Raw genomic sequence first — 17,816 nt, 5'->3', positions numbered from 1 at the left:
CTGTTTTTTAAGGGGAATTTCTCCCGTCAGACGCGTTGCCGCGGAAAGTGGTGCTATCGTTCGCCGCAGAAATATGACAGTTTGGGAATGAATCCACCGCCGCGTTAACCGTTACCTTTAAGTCACGCAAAGGACGGCTATTCTGGGTTGAGCGGCAAAAAAATCGCCAAAGGCGTTCAATTTTGCGTCGGCCTGAGTATGTTGCCGCCGATTAAGCTCGGCTATGGGACCGGGCGAGCAGGATGGCAAAGCTCGTCCGGCGATCATTCAGGCTGCGAGGCCAAGGGGTAACTGTGAATATCCATTCGCTAATACAATTGCTTGTCGTGATCGAGGAATGCAAGCTCGCGGAGGACGTCGTGGCCGAGCTCGAGCTCGCGCTTCGCGCCTATAAGTTCGATTTCTATGGCGTCTTGAAGCGGGCGCGGCCGAATGTCGATGTTGCGCATTTCATGCTGGCGGGACGCTGGCCCGATCAGTGGCCGCTGACTTATGTCCGCAAGAGGTACATGCTCGTCGATCCGGTCGCGCGCTATGCGGCCCAGGCGCAACGCCCTTTCCGCTGGAGCGATGCCGTAGCGGCGCTGAAGAAGGACCCGCTGCGGCGGCGCATGGAGCAGATGATGGCGGATGCCCGCGCCAACGGGCTTGCCGACGGCTATCTCTTCCCGATCCATGGTCGCAACGGCCTGCTGGGAAGCATGACGATCGGCGGCGAAGCGGTCGATCTCTCTCCAACCGAGATTTCCGTTTTCGATGCCGTCGCCAAAAAGGTCTTCTGGCGACTTCTGGAGTTTCGAGACGAGGCCCAATACCTTGAGAGAGCGGGACCGGCCGAGCTGAAGCTGACCAAGCGTGAGATGGAAGTGCTCAGCCATCTGGCCGACGGCATGACCTCGATCGAGATCAGCCGGCTGCTGAAGATTTCCAATCATACCGTCGACTGGTACATGAACAGCATCCAGGACAAACTGAAGGCCAGAAATCGGCAGCACATCGTTGCAATCGCTTTCCGAAACGGACTTATTCCGTAAGGGCAACAATTTTATGCCGGATGTCGCAGGAGAAATTGAACTTCCTGTGACAAGAAGTTAAGAATTCTCTTCGCGGGTGCAGCATTGCCCGTTTCGATGCCGTGAGGAGACAGCATTGCCCATTTCCAAGATCCTGGTTGCCAACCGTTCCGAAATCGCCATCCGCGTATTCCGCGCCGCCAACGAACTTGGCATAAAAACGGTGGCCATCTGGGCCGAGGAAGACAAACTCGCGCTGCATCGCTTCAAGGCGGACGAGAGCTATCAGGTGGGCCGCGGCCCACATCTTGCCCGTGATCTCGGGCCGATCGAGAGCTATCTGTCGATCGAGGAAGTCATCCGCGTCGCCAAGCTCTCTGGCGCCGATGCCATCCATCCCGGCTATGGCCTGCTGTCGGAAAGCCCCGAATTCGTCGATGCTTGCGATGCCGCCGGCATCATTTTCATCGGCCCGCGCGCCGATACGATGCGCCAGCTCGGCAACAAGGTTGCGGCGCGCAATCTGGCAATCTCGGTCGGCGTGCCGGTGGTGCCGGCCACCGATCCCTTGCCTGACGACATGGCCGAAGTCGCCAAGATGGCGGCCGAGATCGGCTATCCGGTGATGCTCAAGGCTTCCTGGGGCGGCGGCGGCCGCGGCATGCGCGTCATCCGCTCCGAAGCGGACCTCGCCAAGGAAGTGACGGAAGCCAAGCGCGAGGCGAAGGCCGCCTTCGGCAAGGACGAGGTCTATCTCGAAAAGCTCGTCGAGCGCGCGCGCCATGTCGAAAGCCAGATCCTCGGCGACACGCACGGCAATGTCGTACACCTGTTCGAGCGCGACTGTTCAGTCCAGCGCCGCAACCAGAAGGTCGTCGAGCGCGCGCCAGCCCCCTATCTCACGGAAGCGCAGCGCCAGGAACTGGCCGCCTATTCGCTGAAGATCGCCAACGCGACGAATTATGTCGGTGCCGGCACCGTCGAATATCTGATGGATGCCGACACGGGCAAATTCTACTTCATCGAAGTCAATCCGCGCATCCAGGTCGAGCACACCGTCACCGAAGTCGTCACCGGCATCGATATCGTCAAGGCGCAGATCCATATTCTCGACGGTTTCGCCATCGGCACGCCGGAATCGGGCGTTCCGAAGCAGGAAGACATCCGCCTTAACGGCCATGCGCTGCAGTGCCGCGTGACGACGGAAGATCCGGAGCATAACTTCATTCCGGATTACGGCCGCATCACTGCCTATCGCTCGGCATCCGGCTTCGGTATCCGTCTCGATGGCGGCACCTCCTATACCGGTGCGATCATCACCCGTTATTACGACCCGTTGCTGGTAAAGGTGACCGCCTGGGCTCCGAACCCGCAGGAGGCGATCGCCCGTATGTATCGCGCGCTGCGAGAATTCCGCATCCGCGGTGTGGCGACGAACCTCACCTTCCTCGAAGCGATCATCACGCACGAGAAATTCCGCGACAACAGCTATACGACGCGCTTCATCGACACAACGCCGGAACTGTTCCAGCAGGTCAAGCGTCAGGATCGCGCCACCAAGCTTCTGACCTATCTCGCTGACGTCACTGTCAACGGCCATCCGGAAACGCGCGGTCGTCCGGTACCTTCGCCCAAGGTGGCGCAGCCTGTGCTGCCCTATATCGACGGCAATATCCCCGAGGGCACCAAGCAGTTGCTGGACAAGCTCGGTCCGCAGAAATTCGCCGAATGGATGCGCAATGAAAAGCGTGTGTTGATGACCGACACGACGATGCGCGACGGCCACCAGTCGCTGCTTGCGACCCGCATGCGCACCTATGACATCGCCAGCGTCGCCGGCACCTATGCGCGCGCTTTGCCGCAGCTCCTGTCGCTCGAATGCTGGGGCGGCGCCACCTTCGACGTTTCCATGCGCTTTCTCACGGAAGACCCGTGGGAGCGCCTGGCGCTGATCCGTGAAGGTGCGCCGAACCTGCTTCTGCAGATGCTTTTGCGCGGCGCCAACGGCGTCGGCTACACCAACTATCCCGACAATGTCGTGAAATACTTCGTCCGCCAGGCGGCCAAGGGCGGCGTCGATCTCTTCCGCGTCTTCGACTGCCTGAACTGGGTCGAGAACATGCGCGTGTCGATGGATGCCGTGGCCGAGGAGAACAAGCTCTGCGAGGCGGCGATCTGCTATACGGGCGATATCCTCAACTCCGCCCGCCCGAAATACGATCTGAAATACTATACTGACCTCGCCGTCGAGCTGGAAAAGGCCGGCGCCCATATCATCGCGCTGAAGGACATGGCGGGTCTGTTGAAGCCGGCTGCCGCCAAGGTGCTGTTCAAGGCGCTGCGCGAAGCCACAGGGCTGCCGATCCACTTCCACACGCATGATACGTCGGGTATTGCGGCTGCGACGGTGCTCGCTGCGGTCGATGCCGGCGTCGATGCTGTCGATGCGGCGATGGATGCGCTGTCCGGCAATACCTCGCAGCCCTGCCTTGGTTCGATCGTCGAAGCACTCAAGGGCTCCGAGCGTGATCCCGGCCTCGATCCCGAATGGATCCGCCGCATCTCCTTCTACTGGGAAGCCGTGCGCCACCAGTACGCCGCTTTCGAAAGCGATCTCAAGGGACCGGCTTCGGAAGTCTATCTGCACGAAATGCCAGGGGGTCAGTTCACCAACCTCAAGGAACAAGCCCGCTCGCTCGGTCTCGAGACCCGCTGGCACAAGGTGGCGCAGGCCTATGCCGATGCCAACCAGATGTTCGGCGATATCGTCAAGGTGACGCCGTCCTCCAAGGTCGTCGGCGACATGGCGCTGATGATGGTCAGCCAGGACCTGACGGTCGCCGATGTCGAGAACCCGGCGAAGGATATCGCCTTCCCGGATTCGGTCGTCTCGATGCTCAAGGGCGATCTCGGCCAGCCGCCGTCCGGATGGCCGCAAGCGCTGCAGAAAAAGGCGCTGAAGGGCGATACGCCCTATACAGTCCGTCCCGGTTCGCTGCTTGCCGAAGCCGATCTCGATGCGGAGCGCAAGGTCATCGAGACGAAGCTCGAGCGCAAGGTCGACGATTTCGAATTCGCCTCCTATCTGATGTATCCGAAGGTCTTCACCGACTACGCATTGGCCGCCGACACCTATGGTCCTGTCTCGGTATTGCCGACGCCTGCCTATTTCTACGGTCTCAAGGAAGGCGATGAGCTCTTTGCCGAGATCGAGAAGGGCAAGACGCTGGTCATCGTCAACCAGGCGATGACGGCGACAGACGAGAAGGGCATGGTGACTGTCTTTTTCGAGCTCAACGGCCAGCCGCGCCGTATCAAAGTACCGGATCGCGCCCATGGTGCCTCGGGCGCCGCTATCCGCCGCAAGGCCGAGACCGGTAATGCCGCCCATGTCGGCGCGCCGATGCCGGGCGTCATCTCCACCGTCTTCGTTTCGCCCGGCCAGGCGATCAAGGCCGGCGACGTGCTTGTTTCCATCGAGGCCATGAAGATGGAGACCGCGCTGCACGCGGAAAAGGATGGTACGATCTCCGAGGTGCTGGTGCGCGCCGGCGACCAGATCGACGCCAAGGATCTGCTTGTCGTCTATGGCGCCTGAGCGGCAAGTTGGGCTTATGAAGCCGTCCGTCGACTGAGATGCTGACTATATTCTGCCGCAAAGCCTGACTGTTGCAGTCGGTTTTGCGGCAGCAGTGCCTTTAGCGCGGCTTGCGGGTATGCCGCTCGACGATGGCTGCCCAGATTGCTGCCAGCAGCGCGAGCACCGCCGATGCCAGCATCAGGGCGAAGAGCGTATGGATCGTTGGCGATCGCGCAATGAACAGCCCGCCGATCGAGCCGATCAGCGCGCCGCCCGATATCCGCATGGCGGCGGCAAGCCCTGCAGCCGTCCCGATCATATCGGAGCGAACGGACATCGCGCCGCTGTTGGCGGCCGGCATGGTGAGGCCATTGCCGATGCCGATGAAGATGCAGGGGCCGAAGAGCGCCAGAACCTCCGTCGTGCCCGACAGCGACAAGGCGAGGCCAACAGCCAGGCCGATGCAGGTCAGCAGCCGCGCGATGACGAGGATTGTGCCGATGGGGATTTTTGCGCCATAGCGGCCGGCGAGATAGCTGCCCAGAATGAAGCCGGCGGGAACCATGCCCATGTAGAAGCCGAGCCTGGCGCTCGAGCCGCCGAGCGCATCGCCTATCGTGAGCGGTGCTCCGCCGAGGAAGATATAGAGCACGCCCATCGAGCAGGCCATGCAGAGCGTATGGGCCCAGAAACGCGCCGAACGCAAAAGCAGGGCATAGGAGGCAAGATAGTTTCCGCGGGCAGCTGAGGCGGGTGCTTTCGATCCTTTCAGCTCGCGCAGGGACAGGAGGAAGGCGGCGATGCCAAGGAGCGCAAGGACGATGAAGCTTGCCTGCCAACCGAAAATCTCGTCCAGCGAGCCGCCGAACAGCGGTCCGACCATCGGCGCCAACGCCCATCCCATGGCGAGATAGCCGAACTTGCTGGCCGCCTGGCGCTCGTCGGCTGTTTCCTTGATGATGACGAGGGCGACGGAATAGCAGGGGCCGATGCACGCCTGCATCATGCGGCACAGCAGGAATATGCCGATAGTCGGAGCGAGAACACAGCCAATCGAGGCGATGACGAAGATCGCGAGCGCCGTCAGGACAACCGGCCGGCGTCCGAACCGGTCCGATATCGCTCCCCCAATCGCTTCCAGGAACGCAGTCACGATGGAAAAGCCGGCGACGGAAAGGTTTACGAGAGCGAAATCGGCATGGAATGCCGCCGACATCTTCGGCAGAGACGGCAGGATCATATTTACGGGCAGCACGGCAAGCGCCGAGAGCAGGATGAGGGTTATCAGCCGCGGTTGTGCGGCGGCTGATGCGAGGGTCGGGTCTTCGGTTGCTTGCCTGGCTGAATGGTCGATGCGGCTTTCGGTGCGTGTCATGGCCTTGTCCGTCGTGTGGATGGGAAGTCGAGGGGATTTGACGAGGCGCCGCCCAGAATCCGGGCAATAAAAAAGGCCCCGTCAGGAGCCTGCTTACCGCGCATGGGTGCTTTCGCCGGATGGCTACGCCATCCTGCCCATGCGCCTTCCTACCACTACGATAACGAGTGCCGCGTTCATGACATTAGAGCTAGCGGCAAAGCTCCGCAGCGTCAATGCGCGGCTTGCCCCCAACATCGGAGCTTTCGACCTAGAGCCGTTCAGTTTTACGGAATCTCTGAGCCGCTCTATCTCTTTATTGTCTCGCCATTCCGGACGGAAAACCGCCGCGCACTTTTCCTGGAATTGCTCCAGGTCGGCTGCTTAAATGTCGTAGCTGTGGCCGGCATTCAGCGTCGAGATGAACTGCTTGGTCCGCTCCTGCGCCGGAGCACCGAAGATGCTGCGGGAAGAGCCGGTCTCGACGATGTTGCCCGCTTCGAGGAACACGACATTGTTGGCAATCTTCGATGCCAGGCGCAGGTCATGCGTTGCCATGACCATGGTCGTACCTTCGTTGGCGAGCTTGCCCAGCACATCGACCACTTCCGCCGCCAGTTCCGGATCGAGCGCCGAGGTGGGCTCGTCGCAGAGCAGTACGCGCGGCGAGGGGGCAAGCGCGCGGGCGATGGCGACACGCTGCTGCTGCCCGCCCGAGAGCGTCGAGGGCCAGGCGTCGATCTTGTGGGCCATGCCGACCTTGGTCAAAAGCTCGACGGCACGGGCGCGGGCCTTGTCTTGAGGCCAGCGCAGCACGGTGGTCAGCCCTTCCATGACGTTTCCGATCGCGGTCTGATGCGGAAAGAGCTGGAAATTCTGGAAGACCATGCCCGTCTGACGGCGGATCTTCTGGATATCCTGCCAGGACGGCTTCTTGCCCGGCTGGAAGGTGGCCGTCTCCCCGCCGATGCGGATCGTTCCGGCGGTCGGGATTTCCAAAAGGTTGATGCAGCGAAGCAGCGTGCTCTTGCCGCCGCCCGAAGGCCCCACAAGCGCCGTCACCGTTCCCTCTGGGATCATCAGGCTGATATCCTTGAGGATGACATTGTCGCCGAAGCGCTTTTCGATATGCTGGAGCTCGATCATGCTTGTGCCTCCAGTGTGCCGCCCGAGCGGGCGAAGCGGCGTTCGAGGTAACCCTGCAGCGTCGAAAGAAAGGTGCTGAGCACGAGATAGATGATGGCGGCCTCGATATAGAGGATGAGCGGCTCATAGGTCGTCGCCACGATGCGCTGCGCGGCCTGAAACAGCTCCGGCACGGTGATGGCGGCGGCGAGCGACGTATCCTTGACCAGCGAAATGAAGGTGTTCGACAGCGGCGGCACGGCGACGCGCGCCGCCTGCGGCAGGATGGTGCGGCTCATGGCCTGGCGCCAGTTCATGCCGATCGAATAGGCGGCCTCCCACTGGCCCTTCGGCACGGAGGAGATGACGGCGCGGATGATTTCGGACGTATAGGCGCCGACGCTCAGCGTAAAGCCGATGATGGCGGCGGGGAAGGCGTCGAGCAGGATGCCGAGGCTCGGCAGGCCGTAGAAGATGACGAAGAGCTGCACCAGAAGCGGCGTGCCGCGGATCACCCAGACATAGAAGCGGGCGATGGCCACGAACGGCGCCGGGGCAAATAGCCTGACGACTGCGGTGAGCAGGCCGAGCAGAAGGCCGAGAACGAAGGTGATCAAGGTAAGCGGGATGGTGAAGACGAGCCCCGCCCAAAGCAGCGTGCCCAGTGACTCCCACATCAGTTGCAGCCAATGCTCCAAGGAGAAGCCTTTCGATAACAGAATGCGTCCGGAGGTGACCCCGGACGCATCTTTTTCACAGTTTTATGTCCCTGCCTATGCCTTCTTACTTCGAAACGTCCTGGCCGAAATATTTCTTGGAGATCTTGTCATAGGTGCCGTCGGCCTTGATATCGGCCAGCGCCTTGTTGATCGCAGCAAGCAGTTCCGGCTCGCCCTTGCGGATGATGACGGCGGAGAAATCGGCATTGGCCTGCTGGGCGACGATCTTCACCGGCGCGTCGGGCTTGTGCTTCTTGAAATCGAGGAAGGAAAGGCTGTCGTTGATGGTGGCGTCGGCGCGGCCGGTCAGCACGAGCTGGATCGACTGGTCGAAGCCATCGGTGCCGACGAGTTCGGCGCCGGCTTCGGTTGCGAGCTTGCCGAAGTTGCTGGTCAGCGACTGTGCCGCCTTCTTGCCCTTGAGATCGGCGAAATCCTTGATGCCGGTGTTGCCGTCCTTGACGATCAGCACGGCCTTGGAGGCGATGTAGGGCTCGGAGAAGTCATACTTCTTCTTGCGGGCTTCGGTGACGCCGACTTCGTTGATGACGGCATCGTAGCGGTTGGCGTCGAGACCGGCGATCAGGCCATCCCACTTGCCTTCCAGGAACTGCGCCTTGACGCCGAGCTTGCCGGCGACGGCTTCCGCGATCTCGACATCGAAGCCGGTCAGCTTGCCGCTCTCGTCATGAAAGGTGAAAGGCGCATAGGTGCCTTCCGTGCCGACCTTGAATACGCCGGCCGACTGGATCGCCTTGAGGTTTTCGCCGGCATGGGCGGGGAGCAGGAACGCGGCCTGCACGAGGGCGGCGGCGGCAACAGTCTTCAACCAGTTCATCGTTTTCTTCCGTTTCTGGAGCGGTTTCATTCAATGTCGCATACATCGCAGAAAATTTGCACCGCGAAAGCGTAGAAAACTGCAAGATAAACGGGCAAATGCGAATATTTTTCTCAAGGAATTGCGAACGGAGCGTCGAGGAAGCCGCTGCTTTCACCCACGCCAATAATTGCTGATCAATGATGCGGTGCAGCATAGTGACAATTCTCAATGCTGCCCTATTATTCTTAATGCTGCCCTATTTCGTCATCTCATCGATGTCTTGGCGCGGCACCTTATTCAAGGCATGCGCATGCGCCTCCATGAACGTGTCCCGGCAGTTTGTTGCGAGACACCGGCGGCAATCAAACTGCGATTCTACTAGAAAATTTAAAGTGCGAAATTGATCTGACGCAGCCCGAAGAGGTGATGAATTGCCCATCATTGCGCGCTGCCGGCCATGGCCGGTCATGAGGTTTGGTGTCGCGATCGCGTTTCTTTTTCTGAGTTTATCTACATTCATGCCGTGCTTCGCGGCAGAAACGATCGAGCGGCCATCGAAATGGATCGGCCGCGTTGCCGCCAGCGATGCGGCTTTCGGTTGGCCGGGCAGTGGTTTTGCGTTGCGTTTTGAAGGCACGTCGCTCTCGGTTACCCTCGTTGATACCGGGAAAAATAGCCTTGAGGTCGAACTGGACGGCGTTCCGCAGCGCCTCGATCTGCAAGCGGGGCAGCATCGATACCAGCTTGCCGATGCCTTGCAGCAAGGCGCCCACGAGGTTCGCGCGACGCGCCGCACCGAGGGATGGATCGGCGATACCATATTCGTTTCCGCGGAAACCGATGGGTCGTTCGTTCCAGCGGAAGCATCGGCCACAAAGCTGGTGGCAATCGGAGACTCCATTACCGCAGGCTATGGTCTCGAGGGTGTTGGTCCCGGATGTAAATTCACCCCCGGAACGGAAAATCAATACCTGACATATGCCGCGGTCGCGGCGCGCAGCCTCGAGATGGAACTTACGACGCTCGCTGTTTCTGGAATCGGCCTTTCGCGTACAGGCAAGAATGCGAAAACCATGCTTGATGTCATCGACAGCGTGACGCCGTTGAGAAAGGGCGTGCCTGCTCTTCCTGACGAACGCGTTTCCGCAGTGGTCGTCAATCTGGGGACGAACGACTTTTCAGACAACAGGAATCCCAGCGATTTCATCGAGGAATACGTCAAGCTCGTCTTCAAGCTCAGATCTCAGTATCCAAAGGCGTATCTCTACGCCGCACTCGGTCCGATGATGTCGCAGAAGGACTTCGATGTGGCCGAGAAAGCAATCCAGGGCGCCGTCCAGGCGAGCGCCGCGAAAGGCGAAACTCGCCTGCGATATCTGAATTTACGCGTCAAACCGAAGGATTTCGGATGCGATTGGCATCCAAGCCGCAGCACCAATGCGGCAATGGCAACCTTGTTGGAGCAAGCTATCAGAGCGGATTGGGGCCCTCATGATTAATGAACAGACGCTTTCCATTCGGCGGTCAAACTTGAAACAATTGGATTCTCTCCAGTTTCTCCGGTTCGTGGCCGCTTTTTCCGTCGTTCTCTTCCATTTCGGAAGCGGTCTTGCGATCGAATACCATCTCGATCGGAATTATTTCTTCATGGGTGCGACCGGCGTCGACGTTTTCTTCGTTCTCAGCGGCTTCATCATCAGCTACTCCTCCAATCCGGCGCGCGGACTTGTTTATTTCGCACGCAAGCGCATTGCCAGAATCGTTCCGCTCTACTGGCTGTTGACATTCGTGGTCGTCTTGATTGCGCTTGTGAAACCCAGCCTGCTCAATTCGACGATCGTGACCGTGGAGACGATCATCAAATCTCTTCTTTTCGTCCCCTATCAGAAAACCGGCGGTGCCGTGCAGCCGATCCTTTTCCTGGGTTGGACGCTTTGTTACGAGGTGTTCTTCTACATAATTTATGGCGCCTGTCTGATCTTTGGCGCCAGGGCAACCTGGTTCGCCTCCGCGGCCGTCCTCCTCCTGATCGCGCTGCATGAGATTTGGCCGGAGGGATCGGTCGAATGGCGCTTCTATACAAACCCGATATTGATCGAATTCGTTCTCGGCATGATGCTTCATAAAGCATATTCGGCATACAGCGCCTTCAGGAGCGGATCGAATATAGCCGCCGCTCTGCTCATTCTTCTGGCCTGCGGAGCTCATTTCTTCATCGTGACATTCGCCGGCCCCAGTCTTTTCGCCTCAAGCCTGCTTGCCGTCCTGCTCGTCTCGGGCTTCCTGCTCATGCGGATGCCAGCCGGTAGAATATGGGCCATTCTGGTTCTGCTGGGAGACGCCTCCTATTCGCTTTACCTCATACACCCCTACACGCTGCAGCTTCCGCTCAAGCTGTTGGGCAAGCATCTCTCCCTACCCTTTGTGACCGGGATACTGCTGGTGGTCACGCTTTGCACGATCGGGATTTCGGTGGTGCTCCTCAAGTTCTTCGAGCGGCCGATGCAGGCTCTTCTGATGCGGCAGCCGAAACCCATCGAACAGACCGTCGCTCCGGTGGGGTGAAACAAACCCAACGCTTCGGTACGGGCAGGAAGGATTGCTTGCGGCGGCAGTTGGGGCATGCGCTGCGGGAAACGCATGGATCCGACTCAAGCCGCCAGTGTACGTGGCTTCATCCGCTCGCGTTGCGGCCGCTGCCATTGGCCGCTTTCAGCCCGAAGCGGACATCTGACTTAAGCTCGCGTTCAGCGGATAACATCCGCCCAAAGCCCGGCGGACGCTCGAACAGAGGATAGCAATTAATCAAGCGACCCATTCTCATCGGGCAAACTATGCTCGCCCCAATCCTCTTTGGGAATGGGTTCGCCCACCATAAACTCAAACGCGGCGACCTTCTTGTGATCCGGGGACAGCTCGCATTTGAATTTGAGTTGGTACCAGACGCGTTGGCTGTGGAGCGCTGCACCATCAGCTGAAAAGTCGTTCCCGACCATCTTGGTGTCTGCCATCGCATAGGCGACCACACGATCAGGCAGGAGTTCCTTGCTCCATGCTCCGACCTGCGCCATGGCTTCGAGGTTGCAAAGCTGCTCGACCTGATCGGCGGGTGCTAGTGCCGACAGTTCCTTTCTCGCATTCTTGCTCCGGGGATCGTCAAGAACCCTTTCTGATAGCATGCGAGACGGCTTCACCATCCTCGGAGTGTCTTCCCGTGGCTTGGCTTCTTGACGAGCTGTCGGCGTTACCTGTTCTTTGGATTTGCCCGCGGGAATAGCATCCTCCTGAGCGGCAAGCGGCGGCTGCCTCGCGGGTTCGCGCTTCTCTTCCAGACTGGGCGGTAGGAGATTTACAATCTCCACCTCAACGCTTTCCTCTGGCGCTAAGGGCAATGGCACTGGAACGGAAAAGAGCCACACGAGGGCGCAAAGGACAACGTGCAGAAAAGCCGATGCGGTAAAGCTCCATCTGCTAAACTGATCCTGTGCCCCCGTCCGCTGCATCAGCACTCGTCACGGCGCTGCTGCGGCTAGCTGCTGCAGCAGCTTGACGAAATGGCTGGTCCTGATGCCCTTCCGGTTTTGGACCGGGTCCACGGTTTGGACGACAACTAGATGCTTTGACGGCACGATGGCAATCGCCTGTCCGCCATAACCGGACGCCAGTGCTGCACTGGAGCCAAACACATCGGGGTTGAGCGTCCACCAAAGATAACCGTATCCCATGCTTCCGCGATCGGTAGCGGAATAGGCCGTGGTGGATGCCTTCACCCATGCCGCCGGAATGATCTGCCGACCACTCCAGCGCCCTCCATCGAGATAGAGCTGGCCAAAGCGGGCCGCGTCTCTGGCGCTCAGGCGAAACGGATAGGCGGGGTGAGTGGAATGCTGCTCAGATACATAGGCGCCATCCCGCGCGGAAAAATCCTGCATATCGATCGGTCGGGCGATCTGCTGCGCAAAGCTCTGGAAAATGTCCTTGCCGGTCTGCTGCCGATAGATCGTGCCAAGCGCGTTGAAATCCCAATTGTTGTAAAGCCAGAAGGTGCCGGGGACATGGCTCCCAGGCTCCGGCCTGTTTCGCAGCATTTCGCCGGTTTCATAGGCGGCTGGATGGTAGATGCCCGACCGCGCCATGAGCAGATCGCGCACCGTGGCCCGTTTTTCCGCTTCGGTCAGCGCTGGAGTTTTGTCGTCAATGTCGAGATCGGCAAGCGTGCTACTGAGATCGATTCTGCCTTCGGAAACCGCGATCCCATATAAAGCGCTGAGCAGGCTCTTGCGGACGGACGCGACATTCACCTTCCGAGACACATCGCCCCAATTGGCGATTACCTTGCCGTCCTGCACCACCATCACGGCCGTAGGCTTGAGGGTTGCGGCATAGTCCTGAGCCGCCTTCAGCCCATCAACGGACCAGCCGGAAGATGCAGGATCGGCGTTCTGCCACGGCTGCGCACCTGAGTTTCCTGCCATGGAGAGGACGATTACGGCAGCTATGGCGAAAAAAACCGCTCGCATAAATATCCCTGAACTCTTGACGCGAAAATCCCAATGAAGGCGAAACTTGTTCCCGACTTTTGCGACGTCGCAGAATAGGCAGTTTTGCGGCAGCCGCAATGTCCGGTGTTGGCGCGAAGCTGTCGTTCCGCCAGGACCGCAATTGCTAGCGAACCGCGAGCACGACTAATCGATGCGACAGCAGGCAACGTGACGGACAGTCATTGTCCAGCTCGCCACCTCAAGCCGCCGCCGCCCGCCGCTTCATCCGTTCGCTGATAATGATGATGAACCCCGCGCTCAGGATCAGGACGGCACCGATGAAGGTGTTGGGGCCGGGGATGTCGCCCCAGATCAGGTAGCCGAGCAGGAAGGCCCAGACGAGCGAGGTATATTCGAACGGCGCCAGCACCGAAACTGGCGCCTGGCGCATGCCTTCGAAGAGGGCGAGCTGGCCGGCGCCGGCGATGATGCCTGTCAGCGCCAGCAGCACGATCTGGAAAGGCGTCGGCGTGTGCCAGTGGGCGATGGCCATGCCGGCGGTCAGGATGATGAACAGGATATTGGAGACGGCCATCTGGATATGGCTCTTTTCGTGCAGCGCTGTTTTCCGCAGGAGCACCATGCCGCTTGCCCAGAGGACGGCGGCCTGCAGCGCCAGGTAGACCGGCCAGGAAATTGACAGCCCCACGGGATTGGAGGCGATCACCACGCCGCAGAATCCGACGCCGACTGCCATCCAGCGGGCGACGGTGACTTTTTCACGCAGCACGATGGTTGCGAGGATAGTACCGACGATCGGTGCTGCATAATAGAGCGTCGTTACCTCGGCGAGCTGCAGGTAGGAGGCGGCCGAATAATAGGAAATCCAGGCGATCAGGATGATGACGCTGCGCAGGATCATCGGCTTGATGATCGGCGAGCGCGCCACTTTCTGAACGAGCGAGGGGCCTTCGAAAACGAAGCAGCCGGCAAGAATGGTGCAGCTACGGATGAACAGCACCTGCCAGACGGGGATGGAGGCGACGAGCAGCTTCACCGCCGAATCGTGGGCGGTGAACAGCATGTAGGCAAACACCGTAAGCAGGATGCCATAGCTGATGGAGTTTTTCACGGGGATGCACCAGAGGACGACCCGACTCGAGGCCGGCCAAAGAATCTTTCAGGTCTCAACCGATAGGAGCCTAATTTTACGCCGTCAATAGGACTTTTTATCAGGGTGACGCCCGGCAGTGTTATTTATTCGGGGTTGTAGCGCCATCGTCCCCACTTTAACAGACGGAGACGAAATGTGACTGACGCGGCTTTTTCGATTGTTGAGATTTCAATCGATTTAAATAGACTGCGACACAGATTTGGGAGGAGTTTTAATGGACAACGGACCGAGAATGGAGGGTTTGAAGGAGCGCAGGAGCCCATTTTTCACCAAATCGCGTACCGCGGTGTCGCTCATGTTTCTCATGAACGGCTTCATGGTCGGCTGCTGGGCCCCGAAAATTCCCGAATTCGCCGAGCGGCTGCAACTGACGAAATTCGAGCTCGGCCTGATGATCCTTGTCTTCGGCGTCGGCTCGCTCGTGATGATGCCGCTTGCCGGCGCGCAGATCGCGGTGCGCGGCTCGCGCGTCGTCATGCGTGCCTTTGCGATATTGCTGCTGCCGATGATCCTGGCGCTGACGCTTGCGCCGAATGTCTGGACCGCGGCCGTTGCGCTCTTCCTCTTCGGCGGTTTCATCGGCGCGATGGATGTGGCGATGAACGCCAATGCCGTCTCGGTCGAAAAATCCATGCGCCGAGCAATTATGTCCTCCTGCCATGCCTTCTGGAGCCTGGGCGGCCTTTTGGGCGCGGCGATCGGAGGGCTCTTGATTTCGCGCTGGGGCATTCTCGGCCATGCCGAGGCCTCGACCGCGATTGCCGTGCTTTTTGTCGCCATTGCCTGGCCGATGGTGCTTGGCGATCAGCCGCATCACGATGAGGCCAAGCCAAAGGCAAAGCTGCCGATGATTCCACTGCCGTGGCTGCTCGGCATCGTTGCGCTGTTCTGCATGGTGCCGGAAGGCGCGGTCCTGGATTGGAGCGCTCTCTATCTCAGCCAGGAAAAAGGTGCGTCGGTGGCGCTATCGGGTTTCGGCTACGCCGCTTTCTCAGCCACCATGGCGACCATGCGCTTTGCCGGCGATTTCGTGCGCGATTGGCTGGGCGCCATCAGAACGCTGCGCATCTGCACGGGGTTTGCCATCGTCGGCATGCTGACCGCGGCGCTGGCGCCGAATGCGGAGATCGCCATTCTCGGTTTTGCGTTCTGCGGCATCGGTATTTCCAACATGGTGCCGATCGCCTTTTCCGCGGCCGGCAATATTCCGGGCCTGCAGCCAGGGATCAGCATTTCCGTCGTCACGACGCTCGGCTATTCCGGCATGCTGGTCGCGCCATCGGCCATCGGTTTTGCCGCCGAGCATGTCGGCTTCTCGCCGGTCCTGATGACGCTGCCGGTGCTGCTGCTCGTCGTGCTGGCCTTCTCGTCGCTCGCGCGCTACGCTGACGGCATCGGGGACGCCAAGCATTAATTTCGTCGCTTTTGCTCGGTAACGGCTAAGCTCCGTGCGATCAAAAGAGATCGCCGCAGCGGTTGACAACGACCGCTTCGTGATCCACCTGAAAGACATCCATTTTCGAGGCCTGCGAGAGCTTTCCATGTCGTCCGCCACCGATTTCGATCCGAAACCGCGCCGTTCTTCCGTTGCCGTCGATGTCGGCGGCGTGATCGTCGGCGGCGGTGCCCCCGTCGTCGTGCAGTCCATGACCAATACCGACACGGCCGATATCGATTCGACCGTCGCCCAGGTCGCCGCCCTTTACAAAGCCGGCTCCGAGCTGGTGCGCATTACGGTCGATCGCGATGAAAGCGCTGCCGCTGTGCCGAAGATCCGCGAGCGGCTGCTGCGGCTTGGCATGGACGTGCCGCTGATCGGCGATTTTCATTATATCGGCCACAAGCTGCTCGCCGATCACCCGGCCTGCGCAGAGGCGCTGGCGAAATACCGCATCAATCCCGGCAATGTCGGCTTCAAGGACAAGAAGGACAAGCAGTTCGCCGAAATCATCGAGATGGCGATCCGCTACGACAAGCCGGTGCGCATCGGCGTCAACTGGGGCTCGCTCGATCAGGATCTTTTGACCGCGCTGATGGACAAGAACGCTGCCGAAGGCTCGCCGCTCTCGGCCCGGCAGGTAACGCGCGAGACGATCGTGCAGTCGGCGCTGATCTCGGCCGATCTTGCCGAGGAAATCGGCCTGCCGCGCAACCGCATCATTCTCTCGGCTAAGGTCAGCCAGGTGCAGGATCTGATCGCCGTCTATTCCATGCTGTCGGAGCGTTCCGACCATGCGCTGCATCTCGGTCTCACCGAGGCCGGCATGGGCTCGAAGGGCATTGTCGCCTCGTCCGCCGCCATGGGCTATGTACTGCAGCATGGCATCGGCGACACCATCCGCGTTTCGCTGACGCCGGAGCCGAATGGCGACCGTACCCGCGAAGTGCAGGTGGCGCAGGAACTGCTGCAGGTCATGGGCTTCCGGCAGTTCATTCCCGTCGTTGCGGCATGTCCCGGCTGCGGCCGCACGACCTCGACGGTCTTCCAGGAACTGGCGCAGAACATCCAGAACGACATCCGCAAGAACATGCCGGTCTGGCGCGAGAAATATCCGGGCGTCGAGGCGCTGAATGTTGCCGTCATGGGCTGCATCGTCAACGGTCCGGGCGAAAGCAAGCATGCCGATATCGGCATTTCGCTGCCTGGCACCGGCGAGACGCCGGCGGCTCCCGTCTTCATCGACGGCCAGAAGGCTATGACGCTGCGCGGCCCGAACATCGCTTCCGATTTCGAGGCGCTGGTTGGCGATTATATCGAAAAGCGGTTCGGCCGGAAGACCGTCGCGGCGGAGTGATCCGCCGCTTAAAGCGAGACTGGATCAGATATTGCTTGTCAGCAGCTTGATGCCGGCAAAGCAATAGAAGCCGGCCATGGCGCCCTCGATCCAGCGCCGGGCATTGCGATATACTTTCAGCGCATGCGATGTCGAAAACAGGATCGCATAGCCCATGAACACCAGAAAACCGGTCGTGCAGCAGACGGCGATGATCAGCACGGCCACGGAAGCGGGCGCGCCCTGCGGCATGCCGAGCGCGATGATGGCGAGCCAGGCGAAGATCGCCTTCGGATTGGTGACGTGAATGCCGTAGCCGCGCAGGACCAGCGATTTGAAGCTGGGCGTTTTCGGGCCTTCGACGGCGGTCGGCAGCTCGCCGCCGGCACGCACGGCACGGAACGCCTTGTAGGCGAGATAGAGCAGGTAGATGCCGCCGAAAATCTTCAGAAGCTCCAGCGCCATCGCATAGGTCTGCAGCAGCGTTGCGAGACCTGCCGCTGCGGCAATCGCCCAAGTCATCGATCCCCCGAAAATCCCGAGCGAGATCGTCATGCCGGCCTTGCGGCCATGGGTCATCGAGGTGCCGATGATGGCCATGATGGCGGGGCCGGGACTGACGACGGCAATGATGTAGGCGATATAGGCCGGCAGGATCTGCGGCAGATAGGCAAGGGTCTCGTGCATGGAAGATTTCCCGGGGGTGTCGGCCGGCGCGAAGAATTCTGCGTTGTCGGCCAGCTCGGATCGGCAACTTGTCATAAAACACGGCCGAA

The 17,816-nt window shown here is 60.0% G+C and carries 15 protein-coding genes; 6 read left to right on the top strand and 9 right to left on the bottom strand.

The features are described from left to right. Window positions 1-293: 293 nt before the first annotated feature. On the top strand, window positions 294-1,034 hold the full coding sequence (locus tag RTCIAT899_RS17975) for a helix-turn-helix transcriptional regulator (protein WP_015341661.1): 741 nt from the start codon (window positions 294-296) through the stop codon (window positions 1,032-1,034). A 115-nt stretch (window positions 1,035-1,149) separates the two neighbouring features. Next, window positions 1,150-4,611, top strand: coding sequence for a pyruvate carboxylase (gene pyc / locus RTCIAT899_RS17970; protein WP_015341660.1), 3,462 nt, complete (start codon window positions 1,150-1,152; stop codon window positions 4,609-4,611). A gap of 100 nt (window positions 4,612-4,711) precedes the next feature. On the opposite strand, the gene RTCIAT899_RS17965 is transcribed toward pyc, so the two are convergent. From RTCIAT899_RS17965 to RTCIAT899_RS33695, 5 genes are all read right to left on the bottom strand, one after another. After that, the gene (locus RTCIAT899_RS17965; protein ID WP_015341659.1) at window positions 4,712-5,968 is read right to left on the bottom strand and encodes a multidrug effflux MFS transporter; all 1,257 of its coding nucleotides are present in this window, start codon (window positions 5,966-5,968) and stop codon (window positions 4,712-4,714) included. A 363-nt stretch (window positions 5,969-6,331) separates the two neighbouring features. After that, complete coding sequence (locus RTCIAT899_RS17960) at window positions 6,332-7,093, bottom strand: amino acid ABC transporter ATP-binding protein (RefSeq protein ID WP_015341658.1); 762 nt, start codon at window positions 7,091-7,093, stop codon at window positions 6,332-6,334. Continuing rightward, on the bottom strand, window positions 7,090-7,770 hold the full coding sequence (locus RTCIAT899_RS17955; protein ID WP_015341657.1) for an amino acid ABC transporter permease: 681 nt from the start codon (window positions 7,768-7,770) through the stop codon (window positions 7,090-7,092). Before RTCIAT899_RS17955 ends, RTCIAT899_RS17960 begins: the two co-directional genes overlap by 4 nt. An 85-nt stretch (window positions 7,771-7,855) precedes the next feature. Then, window positions 7,856-8,629, bottom strand: coding sequence for an amino acid ABC transporter substrate-binding protein (locus tag RTCIAT899_RS17950; RefSeq protein ID WP_015341656.1), 774 nt, complete (start codon window positions 8,627-8,629; stop codon window positions 7,856-7,858). Window positions 8,630-8,867: 238 nt separating this feature from the next. Next, window positions 8,868-9,248 (bottom strand): hypothetical protein, encoded by a 381-nt coding sequence (locus RTCIAT899_RS33695; RefSeq protein ID WP_162531106.1) that lies wholly within the window; start codon window positions 9,246-9,248, stop codon window positions 8,868-8,870. On the opposite strand from RTCIAT899_RS33695, the gene RTCIAT899_RS17945 reads away from it, so the two are divergent. Both RTCIAT899_RS17945 and RTCIAT899_RS17940 read left to right on the top strand, forming a co-directional pair. Continuing rightward, on the top strand, window positions 9,232-10,110 hold the full coding sequence (locus tag RTCIAT899_RS17945) for an SGNH/GDSL hydrolase family protein (protein ID WP_244441427.1): 879 nt from the start codon (window positions 9,232-9,234) through the stop codon (window positions 10,108-10,110). The genes RTCIAT899_RS33695 and RTCIAT899_RS17945 overlap by 17 nt on opposite strands. Window positions 10,111-10,141: 31 nt before the next feature. Next, the gene (locus tag RTCIAT899_RS17940) at window positions 10,142-11,176 is read left to right on the top strand and encodes an acyltransferase family protein (protein ID WP_161624406.1); all 1,035 of its coding nucleotides are present in this window, start codon (window positions 10,142-10,144) and stop codon (window positions 11,174-11,176) included. Window positions 11,177-11,412: 236 nt separating this feature from the next. On the opposite strand, the gene RTCIAT899_RS17935 is transcribed toward RTCIAT899_RS17940, so the two are convergent. From RTCIAT899_RS17935 to RTCIAT899_RS17925, 3 genes are all read right to left on the bottom strand, one after another. Next, entirely contained in the window at window positions 11,413-11,973 is a 561-nt protein-coding gene (locus RTCIAT899_RS17935; RefSeq protein WP_244441426.1) for a DUF930 domain-containing protein, read from the bottom strand. A gap of 150 nt (window positions 11,974-12,123) precedes the next feature. After that, on the bottom strand, window positions 12,124-13,131 hold the full coding sequence (locus RTCIAT899_RS17930; RefSeq protein ID WP_015341652.1) for a serine hydrolase domain-containing protein: 1,008 nt from the start codon (window positions 13,129-13,131) through the stop codon (window positions 12,124-12,126). Between the two features lie 220 nt (window positions 13,132-13,351). Then, window positions 13,352-14,224 (bottom strand): DMT family transporter, encoded by an 873-nt coding sequence (locus RTCIAT899_RS17925; protein WP_015341651.1) that lies wholly within the window; start codon window positions 14,222-14,224, stop codon window positions 13,352-13,354. Window positions 14,225-14,480: 256 nt separating this feature from the next. Between RTCIAT899_RS17925 and RTCIAT899_RS17920 the strand changes: the two genes are divergently transcribed. Next, window positions 14,481-15,680, top strand: coding sequence for an MFS transporter (locus RTCIAT899_RS17920; protein WP_015341650.1), 1,200 nt, complete (start codon window positions 14,481-14,483; stop codon window positions 15,678-15,680). 127 nt (window positions 15,681-15,807) lie between these two features. Then, window positions 15,808-17,061 (top strand): flavodoxin-dependent (E)-4-hydroxy-3-methylbut-2-enyl-diphosphate synthase, encoded by a 1,254-nt coding sequence (gene ispG, locus RTCIAT899_RS17915; RefSeq protein ID WP_041678016.1) that lies wholly within the window; start codon window positions 15,808-15,810, stop codon window positions 17,059-17,061. A gap of 24 nt (window positions 17,062-17,085) precedes the next feature. Here the strand turns inward: ispG and RTCIAT899_RS17910 are convergent, their stop codons facing one another. After that, window positions 17,086-17,727, bottom strand: a complete 642-nt coding sequence (locus RTCIAT899_RS17910) for a LysE family translocator (protein ID WP_015341648.1) — start codon at window positions 17,725-17,727, stop codon at window positions 17,086-17,088. Window positions 17,728-17,816: the final 89 nt, after the last annotated feature.

The organism is Rhizobium tropici CIAT 899 (assembly GCF_000330885.1).
Taxonomy (GTDB): Bacteria; Pseudomonadota; Alphaproteobacteria; order Rhizobiales; family Rhizobiaceae; genus Rhizobium; species Rhizobium tropici.
The sequence above is the reverse complement of the archived record's forward strand: the minus strand, read 5'-3'. Positions and strand labels throughout refer to the sequence as shown.

What these genes read in the sequence shown, in the direction of transcription:
- RTCIAT899_RS17960 (WP_015341658.1), bottom strand. Translation starts at nt 7,093, where the DNA reads ATGATCGAGCTCCAGCATATCGAAAAGCGCTTCGGCGACAATGTCATC.
- RTCIAT899_RS17910 (WP_015341648.1), bottom strand. Translation starts at nt 17,727, where the DNA reads ATGCACGAGACCCTTGCCTATCTGCCGCAGATCCTGCCGGCCTATATC.
- RTCIAT899_RS17950 (WP_015341656.1), bottom strand. Translation starts at nt 8,629, where the DNA reads ATGAACTGGTTGAAGACTGTTGCCGCCGCCGCCCTCGTGCAGGCCGCG.
- RTCIAT899_RS17965 (WP_015341659.1), bottom strand. Translation starts at nt 5,968, where the DNA reads ATGACACGCACCGAAAGCCGCATCGACCATTCAGCCAGGCAAGCAACC.
- ispG (WP_041678016.1), top strand. Translation starts at nt 15,808, where the DNA reads ATGTCGTCCGCCACCGATTTCGATCCGAAACCGCGCCGTTCTTCCGTT.
- RTCIAT899_RS17930 (WP_015341652.1), bottom strand. Translation starts at nt 13,131, where the DNA reads ATGCGAGCGGTTTTTTTCGCCATAGCTGCCGTAATCGTCCTCTCCATG.
- RTCIAT899_RS17920 (WP_015341650.1), top strand. Translation starts at nt 14,481, where the DNA reads ATGGACAACGGACCGAGAATGGAGGGTTTGAAGGAGCGCAGGAGCCCA.